At 73.7% G+C, this 16787-nt stretch carries 16 protein-coding genes; 5 read left to right on the plus strand and 11 right to left on the minus strand.

Features of this window, described 5'->3' with window-relative positions; all coding sequences use genetic code 11:
* Positions 1–56 precede the first annotated feature (56 nt).
* Together SM611_RS01425 and SM611_RS01430 are read right to left on the minus strand one after the other, a co-directional pair.
* Complete coding sequence (locus SM611_RS01425) at positions 57–1079, minus strand: sulfotransferase family protein (RefSeq protein WP_371946922.1); 1023 nt, start codon at positions 1077–1079, stop codon at positions 57–59.
* A 151-nt stretch (positions 1080–1230) separates the two neighbouring features.
* Positions 1231–1782 (minus strand): RNA polymerase sigma factor, encoded by a 552-nt coding sequence (locus SM611_RS01430; RefSeq protein ID WP_163061338.1) that lies wholly within the window; start codon positions 1780–1782, stop codon positions 1231–1233.
* Here SM611_RS01430 and SM611_RS01435 point away from each other — a divergent pair.
* Both SM611_RS01435 and SM611_RS01440 read left to right on the plus strand, forming a co-directional pair.
* Positions 1776–3932 (plus strand): serine/threonine-protein kinase, encoded by a 2157-nt coding sequence (locus SM611_RS01435; protein WP_371946923.1) that lies wholly within the window; start codon positions 1776–1778, stop codon positions 3930–3932. The two genes, SM611_RS01430 and SM611_RS01435, sit on opposite strands and share 7 nt — an antisense overlap.
* A 181-nt stretch (positions 3933–4113) precedes the next feature.
* A complete protein-coding gene (locus SM611_RS01440) occupies positions 4114–4734 on the plus strand; it encodes a PadR family transcriptional regulator (RefSeq protein ID WP_371946924.1) in 621 nt (206 codons plus the stop codon).
* A 51-nt stretch (positions 4735–4785) separates the two neighbouring features.
* On the opposite strand, the gene SM611_RS01445 is transcribed toward SM611_RS01440, so the two are convergent.
* The 3 genes from SM611_RS01445 to napA form a co-directional block, all read right to left on the minus strand.
* Complete coding sequence (locus SM611_RS01445) at positions 4786–5967, minus strand: hypothetical protein (RefSeq protein WP_371946925.1); 1182 nt, start codon at positions 5965–5967, stop codon at positions 4786–4788.
* Positions 5968–6146: 179 nt separating this feature from the next.
* A complete protein-coding gene (gene otsB, locus SM611_RS01450; protein ID WP_371946926.1) occupies positions 6147–6968 on the minus strand; it encodes a trehalose-phosphatase in 822 nt (273 codons plus the stop codon).
* Positions 6969–6987: 19 nt separating this feature from the next.
* A complete protein-coding gene (napA, locus tag SM611_RS01455; protein WP_371946927.1) occupies positions 6988–7326 on the minus strand; it encodes a nucleoid-associated protein NapA in 339 nt (112 codons plus the stop codon).
* A gap of 325 nt (positions 7327–7651) precedes the next feature.
* Here napA and SM611_RS01460 point away from each other — a divergent pair, with 325 nt between their 5' ends.
* Positions 7652–8344, plus strand: coding sequence for a MarR family winged helix-turn-helix transcriptional regulator (locus SM611_RS01460; RefSeq protein WP_371946928.1), 693 nt, complete (start codon positions 7652–7654; stop codon positions 8342–8344).
* Between the two features lie 127 nt (positions 8345–8471).
* On the opposite strand, the gene SM611_RS01465 is transcribed toward SM611_RS01460, so the two are convergent.
* The 4 genes from SM611_RS01465 to SM611_RS01480 form a co-directional block, all read right to left on the minus strand.
* Positions 8472–8759, minus strand: coding sequence for an SHOCT domain-containing protein (locus SM611_RS01465; RefSeq protein ID WP_371946929.1), 288 nt, complete (start codon positions 8757–8759; stop codon positions 8472–8474).
* Positions 8760–8869: 110 nt separating this feature from the next.
* Positions 8870–10957, minus strand: coding sequence for a S8 family peptidase (locus tag SM611_RS01470; RefSeq protein WP_371946930.1), 2088 nt, complete (start codon positions 10955–10957; stop codon positions 8870–8872).
* A gap of 230 nt (positions 10958–11187) precedes the next feature.
* The gene (locus SM611_RS01475; RefSeq protein ID WP_371946931.1) at positions 11188–12852 is read right to left on the minus strand and encodes a monocarboxylic acid transporter; all 1665 of its coding nucleotides are present in this window, start codon (positions 12850–12852) and stop codon (positions 11188–11190) included.
* Positions 12849–13136 (minus strand): DUF485 domain-containing protein, encoded by a 288-nt coding sequence (locus tag SM611_RS01480; RefSeq protein WP_371946932.1) that lies wholly within the window; start codon positions 13134–13136, stop codon positions 12849–12851. Before SM611_RS01480 ends, SM611_RS01475 begins: the two co-directional genes overlap by 4 nt.
* A 173-nt stretch (positions 13137–13309) precedes the next feature.
* Between SM611_RS01480 and SM611_RS01485 the strand changes: the two genes are divergently transcribed.
* The gene (locus SM611_RS01485; protein WP_371946933.1) at positions 13310–14431 is read left to right on the plus strand and encodes a beta propeller repeat protein; all 1122 of its coding nucleotides are present in this window, start codon (positions 13310–13312) and stop codon (positions 14429–14431) included.
* A gap of 21 nt (positions 14432–14452) precedes the next feature.
* Here the strand turns inward: SM611_RS01485 and SM611_RS01490 are convergent, their stop codons facing one another.
* Both SM611_RS01490 and SM611_RS01495 read right to left on the minus strand, forming a co-directional pair.
* Positions 14453–14737 carry a GlsB/YeaQ/YmgE family stress response membrane protein gene (locus tag SM611_RS01490; RefSeq protein ID WP_371946934.1) on the minus strand — a complete coding sequence of 95 codons (285 nt, stop codon included), beginning with the start codon at positions 14735–14737 and terminating at the stop codon, positions 14453–14455.
* Positions 14738–14767: 30 nt separating this feature from the next.
* Entirely contained in the window at positions 14768–15427 is a 660-nt protein-coding gene (locus SM611_RS01495; RefSeq protein ID WP_371946935.1) for a TetR/AcrR family transcriptional regulator, read from the minus strand.
* Between the two features lie 183 nt (positions 15428–15610).
* Between SM611_RS01495 and SM611_RS01500 the strand changes: the two genes are divergently transcribed.
* Positions 15611–16783 carry an FAD-binding oxidoreductase gene (locus SM611_RS01500; RefSeq protein WP_371946936.1) on the plus strand — a complete coding sequence of 391 codons (1173 nt, stop codon included), beginning with the start codon at positions 15611–15613 and terminating at the stop codon, positions 16781–16783.
* Positions 16784–16787 lie beyond the last annotated feature (4 nt).

Raw genomic sequence — 16787 nt, forward strand, 5'->3', positions numbered from 1 at the left:
CACGTAAATGCGGCGTGCCGCCCTTCCCGGGCGATGAGGGCGGCACGCGGCAGGCTTCAGGTGGTGCTCGTGGACGCCGCGGCGGTCAGGCGGCAGTCGACCGGGTTCGGCTCGTGGCGCTGCTTCCAGCGCTCGCGCAGCGCGTCCTTGGCGTGCGCCATGCGGCGGTGGGCGCTGATCCGGGTAAAGTGGGCGAGCTGGGACGCGGGCGGCTTCGGCAGGCCGCTCGGCTCGTAGCCGTACTCGGCGAGCCGCTCGCCGAACGCGGCCTCCGCGAGGCTGATCTCCCAGGGGTCGAGCCGCTCGGCCCACGACCCGATGCGGCCCGTGTTGACGGCGTCGTGCGTCCGGCCGTGCCACCTCTTGCTGGACGGGACGGTCCGCCGCGCGAGGCCCTCGGGGCTCATCATCGCCGGGTCGAAGTCCTCGCCGAGGAACCCGCAGAGCCGCGTCAGCTCGTCGGCCGGGTCGGCGACGAGCCGCTCGTACTGCAGCTCGTAGTAGGTGTCGGGGCCGAGGCGCTGGGCGAGCCGGCGGCCCTGGTCGATCGTCTCGCGCCAGACGGACACGGCATGGTGGACGTCGCCGTCGTACCAGGGCATCTCCAGCAGCGAGGCGACGCAGTCGCGGCCGTCCCGGACGAGATGGACGAACTGCGCGTCCGGGAACATCCGCAGCAGCGCGCCCGCGTGCCGGGCGTAGCTCGGACGCTTGTCGCCCCAGCGCGCCTTCCCGTGCAGCCGCGCGTAGGCGCGGAAGACGGCGCCGATCGCGGAGCCGAGCGTGGGCGGCCCTGCGACGATCTCCTCGACGACCTCGGCGGCGTCCAGGCCGAGCTGCTTGACCTTGGTCGACCGGTCGCCGGTGATCCACTCCGCGAGCGCGCGCCTGTTCTTGCTCTCCGCGAGGTCACCGAACTCGCACCGTGCCGTATACGCGGGGAGGACGAACTTCGTCTCCCCAGGGATCGCGATGCGCGGATGCGAGTGCAGCATCAGCCGCAGCAGGGTCGTCCCCGAACGGGCGCAGCCGAGGACGAAGATCGGGCGGTCGTGGCGGGAGGCCGGTCCTGATGGCATGCACCGCATGCTGGTGCAGACGCCCTGGTCACAGCCCGCGTTCTTGACGCACTGTTACCGGCCGATGACCGACCTTTGACGGCTCGTCCGGTTCCGCCTCGGCGCTGACCGCGGGTGGGCGCGTCCGGCGCGCCCGGCGCGCCCGCCCGGCTCAGGTGTAGGACTCGCCCAGCGTCTGCCGTACCTGCTTGCGCGCCTCGTGGATCCGGGACTTGACCGTCCCGAGCGGCAGGTTGAGCTGCGCGGCGATCTCCGCGTACTCCAGCTGGGACACGTCGCGCAGGACGAGAGCCTGGATGAGGTCGGGCTTGCGGGCCTCCAGATCCTCCATGGCGTCCAGGATGTCGACCCGTGATCCGGCGATGACGCTGGTCCGGCGCGGGTCGGGACGCTGCTGCGGGAGCTCGCCCGCCTGCTCGACCGAGCGCCGCTTCAGCGACCGGTAGGTGGACCTCGCCGAGTTGGCGACGACGACGTGCAGCCAGGTGCTGAACCTCGACCGGCCCTCGAACCGGTGGATGTTCCGCGCGACCTGGAGCAGCGCGTCCTGGCATGCCTCTTCGGCGTCCTGCCGGCAGGGCAGGAACCGCGAACTGTGCCGCAGCACGTCCGGCTCGATCTTGCGGAGGAGTTCGTTGAGGGCGCCCTGGTCGCCCTGGGCGGCCTTCACCGCCAGCTCCTCGGTCCTCTCGTCGAATGCCATGCCGCCTCAATGCTCGTTCGCGGGGCCACCCCGTTTGCTGGGATGATACGGGAGTGTCCTTCCCACCATCTGTAGGCCGTTACCGAATCGATCGCGTCCTGGGTTCGGGGGCGTTCGCCTCTGTGTGGCTGGGGCACGACGACGCCCTGGAGTCGCAGGTCGCCATCAAGGTGCTGAACAGCAATCTGATCGACGATCTGGACGTGCGCAACCGCTTCCTGGAGGAGGCCCGGATCCTGCGCCGCGCCGATTCCGAGCGGCTCGTCCGGGTGCACGACATCGGGGAGCTCCCGGACGGCCGCCCGTACTTCGTCATGTCGTACGCCGACCGCGGGACGCTCGGCGACCGCATGCGCGAGCGGCCACTTCCGGTCAGCGAGGTGGTGGTGCTCGCCGAGCAGATCGCCTACGGCGTGGAGGTGATCAACACCCTCGGGGTGATCCACCGCGACCTCAAGCCGTCCAACGTGCTGTTCCAGTCGACGCCGGACGGCGGCGAGAAGCTGCTCATCGCCGACCTCGGGCTGGCCAAGGCGCTCGCGCACGCGTCCGGGGCGTTCACGCTGCCGGTCGGCACCCCCGGATACATGTCGCCCGAGCAGGCGCGCTTCGGCGGCGGGCTGGACGTCCGCGCCGACGTGTACGGGCTCGGCGCGCTGACGTACCACATGCTCACCGGGCGGGCCCCGGGCCCGGCGCCGGTCAAGTCGCCGCCGAGCGAGCTGCGCGAGGGGCTGCCCCCGGCGTTCGACCAGGTCATCATGCGGGCGCTGGAGGTGGAGCGGGAGAAGCGGTGGCCGACGGCGGAGGCGTTCGCGGAGGCGCTGTCCACGCTGCGGCCCACGACGGCGCCGCCCGCGCCCGTGCCCTCCCCCTCCCCCGCGGCCGGGGCCGGGGCCGGGCCCGGGGCGCAGCCGGCGCCCGTCCCGCGCATCGACGCGGACGCCACCGTCCAGGACTTCTACCGGGACGGCTCCCCGGCGCGCCCGCCGGCGCCGGGTCCCGGGCAGAACGCCGCGGCGGACCAGGACGGCGCGGCCGAGCTGCGGACGCGGTTCGACCAGCCCGCGGAGGACGACGTCCGCACGTCCGAGATGCACGTCCCGCCTCGTCCGCAGGGCGGCGGACAGGCGACGATCGTGGACGATCCGGGCGGGCGCGCCACCCCGTTCGGGCAGGCCGAGGGGCCCACGTCGCCGGACAATGACAACGACCGCACGGTCTCCTACCAGGGGCCGCCGCCGGGCGGCGACAACAAGACCGCGGTGTTCCCGACCCAGCCGCCGCCCCCGCAGGGCGGCGGAGGCCCTCCACAGCCGATGGGCGGCCCTGGGCAAGGCGGACCGGGCGGGCCCCCTGGACCGGGCGGGCCTCCTGGACCGGGCGCACCGGGCGGGCCTTATGGCGGCCCGCCGCCGCCCACGGGCTTCCAGGCCCCTCCCCCGGGGCCCGTCCAGGGTCAAGGCCGGGGGCCGGGCGGCAAGCAGGGCGGCCTGATGGGCCGGATCAGGGGCGGCGGCCCCGGCGGCGGCGCGCCCAAGAAGTTCGTCACGCCGCTCGTCATCACCGTCGTCGTGCTGGCGGTCGCGCTGGTCGGCGGCCTGGCGCTGGGCCTGCTGTTCTCCGGCGGCGACGGCAAGGGCAAGGACGGCGGGAAGACCCCCGCGGTCCCGAAGGACTTCGCCGCGGTCTCCGGCGCCGGGGGCAAGATCAAGACCGCGGTGCCCAAGGCGTGGCCGCTGGACCAGGAGCAGACGTGGACGCCGTCCGCGGTCGGGCTGAACGACGCCCAGCCGCGGCCGGTGCTGCGCGCGACCCCGGGCAAGGCCGCCTTCCTCGGTGACGGCAAGGGCGCGGGCGTCTTCATCGGCGTGACCACGGACGTCCGTCCCGGCCAGTTGCCGCCGCCCGGCGCTGCGAGCCACCCGCAGTGCACGAAGGCGGCGCCGGAGAACTACACGACGCCGGACGGCGCCCTCAGCGGCACGATCACCCGCTTCACCGCCTGCAAGACCGGCACGGTGTCGGTCACCGAGATCGGCCTGAAGGACAAGGCGGGCAAGTTCGGCCTGTGGATCCGGGTCAAGGAGACCGACGAGCGCGACGCCACCAAGGACATCCTCGACAACCTGAAGGTCACCGGCCCCTGACGCCGGGCCGCGCCGGAAGGCGCCCCATCCGCGCGCACACCGCGCCGGCCACCGCGGCCGGCGCGGTTTTTCGTGCTGCGCGACGACCCGTGAGCGGGGTCGTGAACACAGGTGTTGCATCGCGAGCTATTCCGATATATCGTTGATGCATCGCAACCGATCACTAGACAGGGAGACCGCGATGCACGACCAGATGCACGACCACACGATGAGAAGGCGCGGCGGAGGCCGAGGGCCCATGGAGCGCGGGCGGCGCGGTGACGCGTTCGGCCCGTGGGGACCCGGCGGTCCCGGTTCCGGGCCCGGCCCCGGAGGGTTCGGGCCCGGCCACCGCGGACGCGGCGGGCGCGGCCGGCGGACCCGGCGCGGCAACGTCAGGGCGGCGCTGCTGGCCCTGCTCGCCGAGCGCCCCATGCACGGCTACGAGATGATCCAGGAGCTGGACGGCCGCACCGGCGGCGTCTGGCGGCCGAGCCCCGGCTCGGTCTACCCGACCCTCCAGATGCTGGAGGACGAGGGCAAGGTCGGCAGCGAGGAGCAGGGCGGCAAGCGCCTGTTCTCGCTCACCGACGCGGGCCGCGAGGAGGCGGCGGCGCAAACCGTCGCACCCTGGGACGAGGTCACCGAGGCCGCGGGCGAGAACGTCCTGCGCGGACGTGAGGCCATCGGCCAGCTGATGGGAGCCCTTCAGCAGGTGATGGCGGTCGGCAGCGAGGCGCAGAAGGCGCGCGCGCTGGACGTCGTCAACGACGCCCGCCGCCGCCTCTACGGGATCCTCGCCGACGACCCCGAAGCCGAGTGAACGCCCCCGAACGGAACCGCCGTGGCCGGTCAGGCCACGGCGGTTTCGCGTTCAGCGCGGGAAGGGCGCCTGCTTGGCGAGCTGGTCGGCCATGTAGAGCTGCTTCCACACGTAGAGGCCCAGGTCCGTGCGCTTGATGCCCTGGTCGACGGGGACGTCCACCGTGGCGCGCACCAGGAACGCCGAACCCGGCGGCAGGTACTTGTCGCCGCCGTCCCCGGCGACCAGTTCGCCGCCCGCGAGCCGGCGCACGACCTGGCTCTTGGTCGGCGGGGTGCACATGTCCTCGGGGACGCCGGCCTGCGGCATGCAGCGGCCCCGCGCGTCCGGCGTGACGAGGTCCCGCTTGAGGAACACGTCGCCGGGGAAGTCGAGGAGGACCTTCTCGCCCGTCGGGTTGCTGAGGATGTACTCGATGTAGGCGAACGACGTCCCGGACGGCGGCGAGGACTGGGACGACGTGACCACGCCGTCGCTCACCCCGTCCGTCACCGCGGCGATCTTGTACTTGGACCCGTCGGCGGTGCCGACCGTGATCGGCGCACCGGCCTTGGGCAGGGCGCCGTCCGCACCCGGCTGCTGCTCGCCGCCCGCCGGCGCCGTACCCGTCCCGCCGCCGTCGTCGCCCGAGCCGGGTGTCAGCAGGAGGCCGATCGTGACGAGACCGGCCAGCACCAGGACGCCCGCCGCGACGAGCCCGCTGCGGCGTCCGGCGCGCCGGCGCTCCTGCCGTTCCCGCTCCCGTTCCCGCGGGCCGATCCGCACCTGCACGCCGCTCGTCTCCCGGACCCCCATCGGCCCGGTCGTGGACGAGCGCCCCTCGCGCCGCGAGTAGGCGTCCTGCGCCTCGGGCACTCCGGCCCACGCGGCGTCTCCGACCCGCGCACCGCCGAGCGGGCGGCCCGGCTCGGGCGGCGGGGAGGCGGGACGTCCCGGCCCGGTCGAGGCGCCGGGCACGCGGAGGGTCTGCGGCAGGCCCCCCGGCTGCGGGAGACCTCCCGATCGCGGGACGCCGGGTTCGGCGGGCGCCGGCGGCGGTGTGCCCCACGCGCTCGGCGGCGTCTCGGCGGCGGGCGGCGCCTGCACGATCGGACGCGTCGGCGCGCCCGGCGGCACGGGTGCGCCCGCGGGACGGACGGGCGTGCCCTCCCGGGGCGTCGCCTTGGGAAAACCGTGCGCGGGCGTGTTACTGATCCCGCCCGGACGGCGCGGGACTCTCGGTTCCGTGTCCACCGTCAAGCCTCCCCATGTCCTCGCGCGGCCGCCCCGTGGACCACACTTACCGCAATCGAGGATATTTTGGCGTAATTGGACCCTTAGTCCACACGCGCCCCCAGAGTCTCGCGAGATACGACAAATGAGGTCATGACTCTTGTCACACTCCGATAACCCGGGCGCCCCCGCCGCGCGGCTCAGGACGGGTGGTCCACCAGCACGCTCAGAAGGTCGACCACGCCGGCCGGCCCGTCGACCACCACGTCGGCCCGCTCGGCGAGCGCGGTGACCTCGGCGGAGCCGCTGCACACCAGCACGCCCGGCACGCCCTCCGCGCGCAGCGCCTCGACGGCGTCGAACGCGGCCAGGTCGCCGAGGTCGTCCCCCGCGAACAGCACGGCGGACGGGCGGGCGCCGAGGTCGTCGACGAACGCGCGCAGCGCCTGTCCCTTGTCCATGCCGGGCGGGCGCAGTTCGAGGACGAGGCGGCCCGGCTCCACGACCAGCCCGGTCCGCTCGGCGAGCGCCGCGAGGATGCCGCGCAGCCGTTCGAGCGCGACCTCCGGCTCGGCGCAGCGCCGCGTGTGCACGGCGAGCGCCTGCCCCTTGTCCTCGACGAAGGTCTCGGGCGGGGCGCCCGCCGCGGCGAGGACGCCGGGCAGTTTCGCGCGCGCCTCGGCGACGCCCGGCGGCGGCTCCGGCTCGGTCAGCACGCCGGACTCCCAGCGTTCGAGCCCGTACTGCCCGAGGACGACCAGCCCGTCGATGCCCGCGAGGCCGCCGTACTCGACGGCCACCGCGGCGGGACGTCCCGTGATGATCACCAGCCGGCCGACCAGCGGGGCCAGCCGCGCGAGGGCGGGGGCCGCGCCGGGATGGGCCCGGGCCGAGGCCGGATCCTCGACGATCGGCGCCAGCGTGCCGTCGAAGTCGAAGCCGAGCACGGCCCCGGCCGGGTTCTCGCGGATCGCGTCGAGGCCGCCGGCACCGGCGGCCGTCACAGAGCGGGGAGAAGTCACCTGACCCAGTGTGGTCAGATCACGGCCGGATGCCGAGTCGGCGCGCGGCGCGGCTGCGTTGCCGCTGTGTCCGCATCCGGCGGAGGCGCTTGACGAGCATCGGGTCGCACTCGAGCGCCTCGGGTCGGTCGATCAGGATGTTCAGGAGCTGGTAGTACCGCGTCGCCGACATGTCGAACAGCTCGCGGATGGCCTGCTCCTTGGCTCCGGCGTACTTCCACCACTGCCGCTCGAAGGCGAGGATCTGCCGTTCGCGCTCGGAGAGGTGGTCCGCCGGGAAGGCGGCGTCGTCGGCTCCGCCCTCCTCGTCGGGCACGCCGTCTTCGGTCAGGGGTCGCGGGGGTCGGCCATCGTCCATGCTTCCGTCCTGTGGGGGGACGTCACCGCGGGGGTCACCGGGGGCGTTCGCCGCTCGCATCAGGTCCCCTCTGTGGTTACTGATCCCGGGTCGTCCGGGTTCGGGCGGGTGCAATGCTACGCGTCCGGGCCGACAAGTTCCGGCGGTTCGACGGGAACGGGGACCGGTGGTTCAGTGCATCACATCGCGCTTCACCTGGGACTCTTTCGCGCCGTGTGTCTCATCGCGAACGGCTGTCCCGGTGGCCCCGAAAACATGCACACTACATGCGTTACAGTGGGGAGTTCCGCACGTCCGGCGTCCGACACGCGAACGGAGACCCTGCATGGCGACGGAGACCCCCGCCACGGGACGGACCGCCGAGCCGGACGCGCCGGTGCCGCCCGAACCGCACGCGGAGGCCGGATCGCCCACCGAGGCCGGATCGCACGCGGAGGCGGAGCCACCCGGAGATGCCGAGCCGCAGGGCGACCCCGCCCTCACCGACATCGGGACGGCGCTGTTCCATCTGCGCCGCGTCTGGGCCAAGCCCGACCTGATGAAGCGGATCCGCGCCCAGACCTCCGCCGGGCCGGACGGACGGCCGCTGCAACTGTCCAACCTCATGGTCGTCAACGCCGTCGCCGCCCTCACCGCGGTCGTCGCGACGGAGCGGCCCGAGCGCGGCGCCCGGCCCTGCGAGGTCACGGTCGGCGCCGTCGCGGAACGCCTGGAGATCGACCCGTCCACCGCGAGCCGGCTGGTCGGCCACGCCATCGACGCCGGGCTGGTGTCGCGCCGCCCGTCCCCGGTCGACGCGCGCCGCGCCAACCTCGGGCTGACCGAGGCCGGGCTGCGCGTCAAGCGGGTCGCCGACCGGTTCCGCCGCGCCTACCTCGACGCCCTCATGGCCGGCTGGACGGCGGACGAGCGCGCCGAGTTCGCCCGGCTCCTCACCCGGTTCGCCGACGCGGCCGCCCATGCGCCGGAGTACTCCGACGGCATCGGCCGGATCTTCGAAGAGGCCGCCGCCGACTGATCCACACACACCTCTCGCACCCCCGCACCCCGATCACCCCGCGCACGGCATCGGCCCCGCTCATGGCTCTGACCGGCGCCGGTGGCGGGCGCCGGTCAGAGGCCGCCGGGCAGTCCGGCACGGCCGGTCAGTCGGTGTTGAGGGTGGAGGTGCGCCTGAGGTACTCGTCCTCGTCGATCTCGCCGCGGGCGAAGCGCTCGGCCAGGACGGAGCGCGCCTTGGCGAGCGGGTCGCTCGCCGCGGCGGACGCGGTGCCGCTCGTGCGGCGGCGGATCAGGTAGAACACCGTCCCCAGGACGGCCAGCCAGAACAGGCCGAACGTGATGGGGAAGACCGGCCAGAAGGCGGGCGCGTCCCCGTCGCCCCAGCCGCCCGGGTGCATCGCCGCGGCCTGCGCCGCCAGTGTCGTCAACATGGTTCATCGACCCTTCCTGTGTGCGGATACGTCGATGCTCGGCGACGGGTCAGGGGGGCCGCATCGGCCGGCCGGAGGCACTCCCGCTACGCCCGGCGGAGTACCGCCGATCACCACCAGGGCGGCCGGTAGTCCTCGTCCTCGGCGGGGCGGGGGCCCCGCGAGCGGTCGCCGCGCGGCTCGTCGCCGGCCGGATCCGGCGGCTCGGCGGGCGGTTCGGCGCCGGCCGGGCCTGCGGGGCCGGACGTCGGGACGGCCGGGAACGCGCCCGTGGCCTCCTCGTCCAGCGGAGGTACGGGCGGGGGCGGCGCGTCGTGCGGCGGTTCCGGGGATACCACGGAGGGGGGAGCGGCCGTCTCCGGCTCGTCCGGCAGGCCGAGGGCGCCCCGGCGGAACGCCTCCCAGTCGTCGTCGTCGAGGGCGTCGTCCGCGGCGGCGACGTGCCGGCCGCTGGCGTGGTGCCCGTTGAGCAGGTCGTGCCCGTTGCCGGACGCGTGCCCGTTCGCGCCGTTGGACGTGAACTCGCCGGGGACGAACGGGCGCATCCCGTGCCGCATGCCCGGATGCTGCTTCGGCTCGATGGGCGGCGGCAGCGGCTCCTCGGCGGGGCCGGGGCCGGGGCCGGCGTCCGCGAACCAGGACGAGGGCTCCGCCGCGCCCTCGTCGGCGGGCTCGAACGGGCGGGCGTCGACCGGGTCGGGCGGGGTCTCCAGGGGCGGCCCCTGGTACGCCTGCGTGTTCTGCCAGAGCGGAACGTTGACCGGCGCGAAGCCCGCGTCGCCCCCGGAGGGGCCGGACCCCGCCGGGCCGGACGCCACGGAGGCGGGTTCGCGCGCCGCCGCGGGCGCCGCCGGCAGGCCGTAGTCGGGGACGGCGTCGCTCTCCTCGGCGTCCTCCTCCGGGCGGCGCCGCTGCCGCCAGCCGAGCACGACGCCGAGGACGACGAGCAGCCCCCCGCCGCCGAGGACGAGCGGGAGCAGGACGCCGGAGTCACGCTCGGGGGACTCCGCGGCCGGCGCGGGCGTGGGCGTGGCGGCCGGCGGCGGCGCCTGCACCGGCCCGCTGGAGGTCTTGTTGATCTGGTGCGCGGCGTACAGGGTGCGCAGGGCGTCGACCGTCCCGCGGCAGCCGGCCCAGCCGGTGGGGTGGCCGCGGCGGGCCGGGGAGCCCTGGATCAGCGCCTGCCTGACCTCGGCCGGGGTGAGCTTGGGGTAGCGGGACCGGACGAGCGCGGCGACCCCGGCGACCATCGCCGACGACGCGCTCGTGCCCGTCCCGATGACGTAGCCGTTGCTGGCGTCGGCGCTGACGATGTCGACGCCGGGCGCGCAGAGGGTGGCGCCGGAGCGCCGGTTGCTGTCCTTCCAGAGGCGCAGCCGGCTGTCGAGGGCGCCGACGGCGATCACGCCCGGGTACGCGGCCGGGAAGTTCTTGCGGTTGGCGCCGGACCCGTCGTTGCCGGCGGAGGCGATCAGCACGACGCCCTTGGCGAGCGCGTACTTGATCGCGCTCTCCTGCGACTGGGTGCCGTTGTAGAACTGGCGCCCGCCGCCGAGCGACATGTTGATGATGCCGGCGCCGTGGTCGACGGCGTAGCGGATGCCCTGGGCGACGGCGTCGTGCTCGCCGGTGCCGGTCTGCTGGCCGTTGTCGCGCCGCAGCGGGTCGTCGTTCTCCAGCGTGACGCGCACGGACAGGACGTTGCTGAGCGGCGCGACGCCCATCATCCCCTGCGCCAGCCCGGGGCCGTGCCCGTGCCCGGAGACGATGCTCGCCATGGACGTCCCGTGCAGGCCCCAGTAGCGGGTGCCGGGGCGCCGGACGCCGCCGGTGAGGTCCGGCCCGTCGACGACCTGGCCGGTGAGGTCGGGATGGTTCTTGTCGACGCCGGTGTCGAGGACGGCGACGGTCACGCCGCGCCCCTTGGAGTACTTCCACGCCTTCTGCGCGTGCAGGACCTTCAGGTGCCACTCGCGGGTGCGGATCTGGTCGGTCGGCGCGCCCACGAGCGCCCCGGCCGCCGCCCCGCGCACGGCCTGCTGCCGCGACGCCTCCCCGCCGGAGACCATCGCGGCCGGCACGGCCACGGCGGCGCCGAGCGTGAGGACGGTGAGGGCCGCGGTCGTCCGGGCGCCGAACCGGTGCGGGGTGCGGGCCGGTCGGGTACGCCCCGGACGGCGTCGACCGGCTTCGGACACGCCGCCGCACCTCCCTCCGGCACACCGCCGCGCTCCACGGCGGGTGACATTCTGCCACGCGAACCGCACCTCGCCCGGGCAGTCGGCACATTAGGGCACGGTCCCGGACAGTGTGGATCTTCCCTGCCGCTCTTCCCCGCCAGACGTTCTCTACTCATCGGTAACGGGGCGGGCGGCGGAATGTTAACCCGCTCACACCGGCGCGGGTCAGTGCGGGCCCCGCTCCGGTGTCAGTGCGAGCCCGCTCCGGTGAGCGCCCGGACGGAGAGGTCGTCGTAGCGTTCGGCGTCGGCCTCGTCGCGTCCGAGGAGGGTCCCGGCGACCGCGCACGCGAACCCGATCGGGATCGACACGAGGCCCGGGTTCTCCAGCGGGAACACGTGGAAGTCGACGCCGGCCGGGAACAGCGACAGGCTCTGGCCCGTCACCGGGTCGACCTTCCCGGACACGACGGGCGAGAAGAACACCAGCACCAGCGAGCCGGCCAGCCCGCCGTAGATCCCCGCGACGACCCCGGCCGAGTTGAACCGCCGCCAGAACAGCGACAGCACGATCGCCGGGACGTTCGCCGCCGCCGCCATCGCGAACGCCAGCGCGACCAGGAACGCGACGTTCAGGTTCCGCGCCACCACCGCGAGGACGATCGCCAGCGAGCCGACGAGGAACGACGCGAACCGCGCCACCGCCACCTCCTGCGACTCGCGCGGACGGCCGAACATGAGCACCTGGCCGAAGTAGTCGTGCGCGAGCGACGTCGACGACGCCAGCACGAGCCCCGACACGACCGCGAGGATCGTCGCGAACGCGACCGCGCCGATGAACGCGAGCAGGACGTCCCCGCCCAGGTGACCGCCGATGTGCTCGCCCACGGCCTGGGCGAGCTGCGGGGCGGCGGTGTTGCCGGACGGGTCCTGCGCGACGATCGCCTGCCGTCCGACCAGGGCCGCCGCGCCGAAGCCGAGCGCGAGCGTCATCAGGTAGAAGGCGCCGACGAGGCCGATCGCCCACGACACCGACGTCCGCGCGGCGCGCCCGTCCGGGACGGCGAAGAACCGGCTGACGATGTGCGGCAGGCCGGCGGTACCGAGCACCAGCGCGAGCGCGAGGCTGATGAAGTCGAGCTTGTTGACGATCGTCTGGTACGCGTCGCCGGAGACGTCCCGGCCGTACTGCTGGCCGGGGCGCAGGAACGCCTCGCCCTTGCCGCTCGCGTCGGCGGCCGAGCCGAGCAGCGCGCTGACGTCGAACCCGAAGCGGCCGAGCACCAGCGCGGTCAGCACGACCGCGCCCGCCATCAGCAGCACCGACTTGATGATCTGCACCCAGGTGGTCGCCTTCATCCCGCCGCATGCCACGTAGAAGATCATCAGCGCGCCCACGGCGACGATCGTGACCGTCCTCGCGGTGCCGGCGTCCATGCCGAGGAACCGCTCGCCGCGGTGGATGCCGAGCAGCAGCGACACCAGCGCCCCGGCCCCGACCATCTGGGCGAGCAGGTAGAACACCGACACCGTGACGGTGGACAGGGCCGCCGCGCGCCGCACCGGCGCCTGCCGCCGCACCCGCCGCGCCAGGACGTCCCCCATCGTGAACCGGCCGGCGTTGCGCATCATCTCGACCAGCAGCAGCGCGAGCAGCCACGCCACCAGGAAGCCGATCGAGTACAGGAACCCGTCGTAGCCGTTCAGCGCGATGATCCCGGCGATGCCGAGGAACGACGCGGCCGACATGTAGTCGCCGGCGAGCGCGACCCCGTTCTGCGCGCCGGAGAACGTCCGGCCGCCCGCGTAGAAGTCGTCGGCGCCCCGCGTGTTCGCCCGCGCCCAGATCGTGATGCCGAGCGTTAACAGGATGAACGCGACGAAGAGCCCGAAGGTGAGCGTTCCTCCGGTCACCGCAGCTCACCTGCCAGCGGGTCGAGCCGCCGCCGCGCGTAGGCCGCGTATCCGGCGGCGAGCGCGAACGTGGAGACGAACTGCAGCAGGCCGAGCAGCAGCGCGACGTTGACGTGCCCGGCGACCGGCCGCGCCATCAGCCCGCGGGCGAACGCCGACAGCCCGACATAAATGAAATACCACCCCAGGAAGACGGCGGTGAGCACCGCCGCCGCCCGCCGGAACCTCTTCCTGAGCAGGAGGAACCTCTCCTGCCCCGCCACCGGCGCAAGTCCGCCCACCATCTGGCCTCCCCATGACCCGACGTGACTCTCCGCATCGATTCGAGTGCACTATGAGATCAAAGATTCGGGCCGGGCAGGACCTGTTTGGCGAGATGCGGACGGGACGGTCTCGCGCGGGCCCTCCAGAGGATCAGGGTCGTGACATGACCAGTGTTTGCTGGCATGGTTGGGGCGTGAAGCGCGCACTGACCCGGCTGACCCTGTTCGCCGCCGCCGCGGCCGCGATCGCTGCCGCGTCCACGGCCGTACCGGCCGCCGCCCAGGTCTCGTCCCCCGCCGCCGCGCCCGCCCGGGCCGCGACCGGGGAGTGGCGCCAGGTCGGGCTGCCCTTCCTCTGGCCCAGCGCGGGCCTGATCGACGTCTCGGCGGCCGGTCCGTCCGATGTGTGGGTGGCCGGCCTGCAGGGCGCCTTCTGCATCCCGCAGATCGCCTCGTGGGGCTGCTACGCGAAGAGCGACGGCAACCCGGTCGTCCGCCGCTGGAACGGTTCCGGCTGGCAGGAGTACCCGCTGCCAGGCTGGAGCGGCAACGGCCTGATGACCGCGGTCGGCACCGCGGCGCCCGACGACGTCTGGGTGTCCTCGCTGGGCTACTACGAGCAGGAGAAGTACCTGGCCCACTTCGACGGCAGCGCCTTCACCGAGATCCAGCCGCCCATGCCGAACACCCCGTACAGGGTCTTCTCGGGAGCCGCCGGCACCTGGCTCTCGTCCGGCAGCGGCGTGTCGAGCCTCTACCGCTGGACCGGCGGCGGCTGGCAGGACGCCGAGGGCACCGGCCTCGGCTACGCCGTGGACGTGCGGGCGCGGACGGCCACCGACGCGTGGGCCGTGGGGAGGGGCGAAGACGGAAAAGCCGGCGCGGCCCACTGGGACGGCCAGTCCTGGCAGCCGGTCGGCTACCCGGCCGACGATCACACGCTGCACCGCGTCCTGCCGATCTCCGCGAACGACGTCTGGGTCTCCGTGGAGAACGCCTCATACGTGACCCACTGGGACGGCTCCGCCTGGTCGCAGGTCGACCTGCCGAGCGGGGTCGCGTCCGTCAAACTGGCCGTCGACGGCTCGGGGACCGTGTGGGCGGGCGGCTATGAGTTCGTCACGGTCAACGGCTACTCCAAGCGCAGGCCGGTCCTGCTGTCGCGCGTCGGCGGTACCTGGCGGCGCACGCCCGTGTCCATGCCGTGGGGCGCGGACGAGATGGAAGTGGCCGCACTGGCCACGGTTCCCGGGACGGGCGCCCTGTGGCTGGTGGGCAACTCCTCGACCGGTCCCGTCGTCCTCACGAAGGACTGACCCGGAGCACGGGACGGGCGGTCAGCGCGGGACGCGGCGGTGTCTCCGGCGCGCCTGGAAGCCGGCCACGAGGGCGACGCCGATCATCGCGAGGCCGACCTGGAAGACGAGCTCGATCCAGTCGATCCCGTTCGTGGTGGCCACACCGACCTTCTGCGCGATCGCCGTCCCGACGATCGCGGCGACGATGCCGACGATCACGGTCATGAGGACGCCGATCGGCTGACGGCCGGGCAGCAGCAGCCGGCCGAGCGCCCCGATGATCGCGCCGACGACGATCGCTGTGATGAGCCCCGTAATGTTCATGCCGTCCCTGTGCCCATTGGGGACGGCCTCTCACCTGGGCTGACGGTCTCCCATGGAGTCGAGGTCGCCGAAGGTCAGCGCCGGGCCGCCGAGCTCGCCCGGCCGGGCGGCGGCGGTGCGCAGACCGTCGATCAGCAGGTCGAGGTGCCGGTGCGCCAGTTCCTCCCCCATCTCCCGGGGCAGCGGGCCGGGCAGCGGGCGCGACAGGCGGACGAGCATCATCCCGACGTCGCCGTGGGTGACGTCCGGCCTCAGGTCGCCGTCGCTCTGCGCCTTGGCGACCAGGTCCTGCATGACGGTCACGCCGTCGGCACGGACCGCGGCTATCTCCTCGTCCTCGAACGGGATCTCCTCCAGGAGGACGGGGAAGACCGCGCCGATGCGGATGTCCAGGACGCGGTGCATGTAGCGGACGAGGGCGGCGAACGCGGTCGGCTCCTCGTCCCGCGCGCGCTTGACCTCATCCGTGGTGCGCTCTAGGGCGTCCAGAGCGACCGCCCTGGTGAGGGCCTCCCGGTCGGGGAACCGCCGGTAGAGCGTGGCGATGCCGGTGCCCGCACGCTTCGAGATCTCCTCCAGCGGGGCGCCCGGCCCCTGTTCGACGAAGACCTCTCCGGCGGCGGCGAGGATGCGCCTGCGGTTGTCGCGCGCGTCGGCCCGCAGCGGACGCTCCTTCGGCTTCTGCCCCATGGATCCGAGCCTAGCAAGCATGTGGAGGAACATCCTCCATTCCTTTTAATCACGAATCTTGACTATCAAGAACGTTGACCATAGCGTCCCGTCGAGGAAAGTTTCGCATCTAAGTGGAAAAAAATCCTCCAGTCAGTGCTACGGTGCGAATAAGTGGAGAGAGAACCTCCGGAAGGAGTCGCCATGAACGCCTCGACCGCCACCCGCACCGCCGGACCGCTGACCGTCGACGCCACCGGGCCGGCGGACGTCCGCGCCGCGATCCTCGCGTCCCGCGAGCGGGGCCTGCCGCTGACCGTCCAGGCCACCGGGCACGGCACCGTCGTCGCGCCGGACGAGGGGCTGCTGCTGAAGACGTCCCGCATGTCCGGCGTGCTCGTCGACCCGTCCCGCCGCGTCGCCCGCACCGGCGCCGGCACCCGCTGGAGCGACGTCATCGCCGCCGCCGCGCCGCTCGGGCTCGCCCCGCTGTCCGGCTCACACGCCTCCGTCGGCGTCACCGGCTACACGCTCGGCGGCGGCGTCGGCTGGCTGGCCCGCCGCCACGGGTTCGCCGCCGACCACCTGCTGCGCGCCCGGCTCGTCACCGCCGACGGCCGCCACCTGACCGCCGACGCCGACCACCACCCCGACCTGTTCTGGGCGCTGCGCGGCGGCGGCGGCAACTTCGGCGTCGTGACGTCGCTGGAGTTCCGGCTGCACCCGGTCACGTCGGTCTACGGCGGGGTCGCGCTCTTCCCGATCGAGCGGGCCACCGACGTCCTCACCCGATTCCGGGACGAGTCGGACATGCGTCCGGACTCCCTGTCGGTCTCGGTGGCGCTGACGAACCACCCCGAGCACGGCCGGGTCGTCGCCGTCCGCGCGGTCTACGCCGGTCCCGCCGAGGACGGGGCGCGGGCGCTGCGCTCACTGCGCCAGGCCGGCGGGACACCCCTCCACGACGACTTCCGGACGATGCCGTACGCCGGGACCGAGTCGCTGGGCGGCACCCCGCCGCGCCATTTCCACCTGCACGCGGATCTTCCCGACCCGCTGATCGCCGCGATGGTCGCGAGCGGCGCGTCCGGGATCGAGCTGAAGCACTGGGGCGGCGCGATGGCCCGTCCCGCACCGGACGCGGGCCCCGTCGGGCACCGGGACGTCCCCTTCTCGCTCACCGTCGACGGCTCCGACGCCGACGACGCCGCCCTCACGCCGTACGCGACCGGCGGCTCGTTCCTGAACTTCCTGCACGACCCGTCCCGCACGGCGACCGCCTACACCCCGGGCGACCACCGGCGGCTGCGCGAGGTCAAGCGCGCCTACGACCCGCAGAACGTGTTCCACCGCAACCACAACATCCAGCCCGCCTGAAAGT

The organism is Actinomadura monticuli (genome assembly GCF_041463655.1).
Taxonomy (GTDB): Bacteria; Actinomycetota; Actinomycetes; order Streptosporangiales; family Streptosporangiaceae; genus Spirillospora; species Spirillospora monticuli.

What these genes read in the sequence shown, in the direction of transcription:
- SM611_RS01435 (WP_371946923.1), top strand. Translation starts at nt 1,776, where the DNA reads ATGCCATGCCGCCTCAATGCTCGTTCGCGGGGCCACCCCGTTTGCTGG.
- napA (WP_371946927.1), bottom strand. Translation starts at nt 7,326, where the DNA reads ATGGACGATGGCCGACCCCCGCGACCCCTGACCGAAGACGGCGTGCCC.
- SM611_RS01425 (WP_371946922.1), bottom strand. Translation starts at nt 1,079, where the DNA reads ATGCCATCAGGACCGGCCTCCCGCCACGACCGCCCGATCTTCGTCCTC.
- SM611_RS01500 (WP_371946936.1), top strand. Translation starts at nt 15,611, where the DNA reads ATGAACGCCTCGACCGCCACCCGCACCGCCGGACCGCTGACCGTCGAC.
- SM611_RS01430 (WP_163061338.1), bottom strand. Translation starts at nt 1,782, where the DNA reads ATGGCATTCGACGAGAGGACCGAGGAGCTGGCGGTGAAGGCCGCCCAG.
- SM611_RS01490 (WP_371946934.1), bottom strand. Translation starts at nt 14,737, where the DNA reads ATGAACATTACGGGGCTCATCACAGCGATCGTCGTCGGCGCGATCATC.
- SM611_RS01460 (WP_371946928.1), top strand. Translation starts at nt 7,652, where the DNA reads ATGGCGACGGAGACCCCCGCCACGGGACGGACCGCCGAGCCGGACGCG.
- SM611_RS01480 (WP_371946932.1), bottom strand. Translation starts at nt 13,136, where the DNA reads ATGGTGGGCGGACTTGCGCCGGTGGCGGGGCAGGAGAGGTTCCTCCTG.
- SM611_RS01465 (WP_371946929.1), bottom strand. Translation starts at nt 8,759, where the DNA reads ATGTTGACGACACTGGCGGCGCAGGCCGCGGCGATGCACCCGGGCGGC.
- SM611_RS01495 (WP_371946935.1), bottom strand. Translation starts at nt 15,427, where the DNA reads ATGGGGCAGAAGCCGAAGGAGCGTCCGCTGCGGGCCGACGCGCGCGAC.
- SM611_RS01440 (WP_371946924.1), top strand. Translation starts at nt 4,114, where the DNA reads ATGCACGACCAGATGCACGACCACACGATGAGAAGGCGCGGCGGAGGC.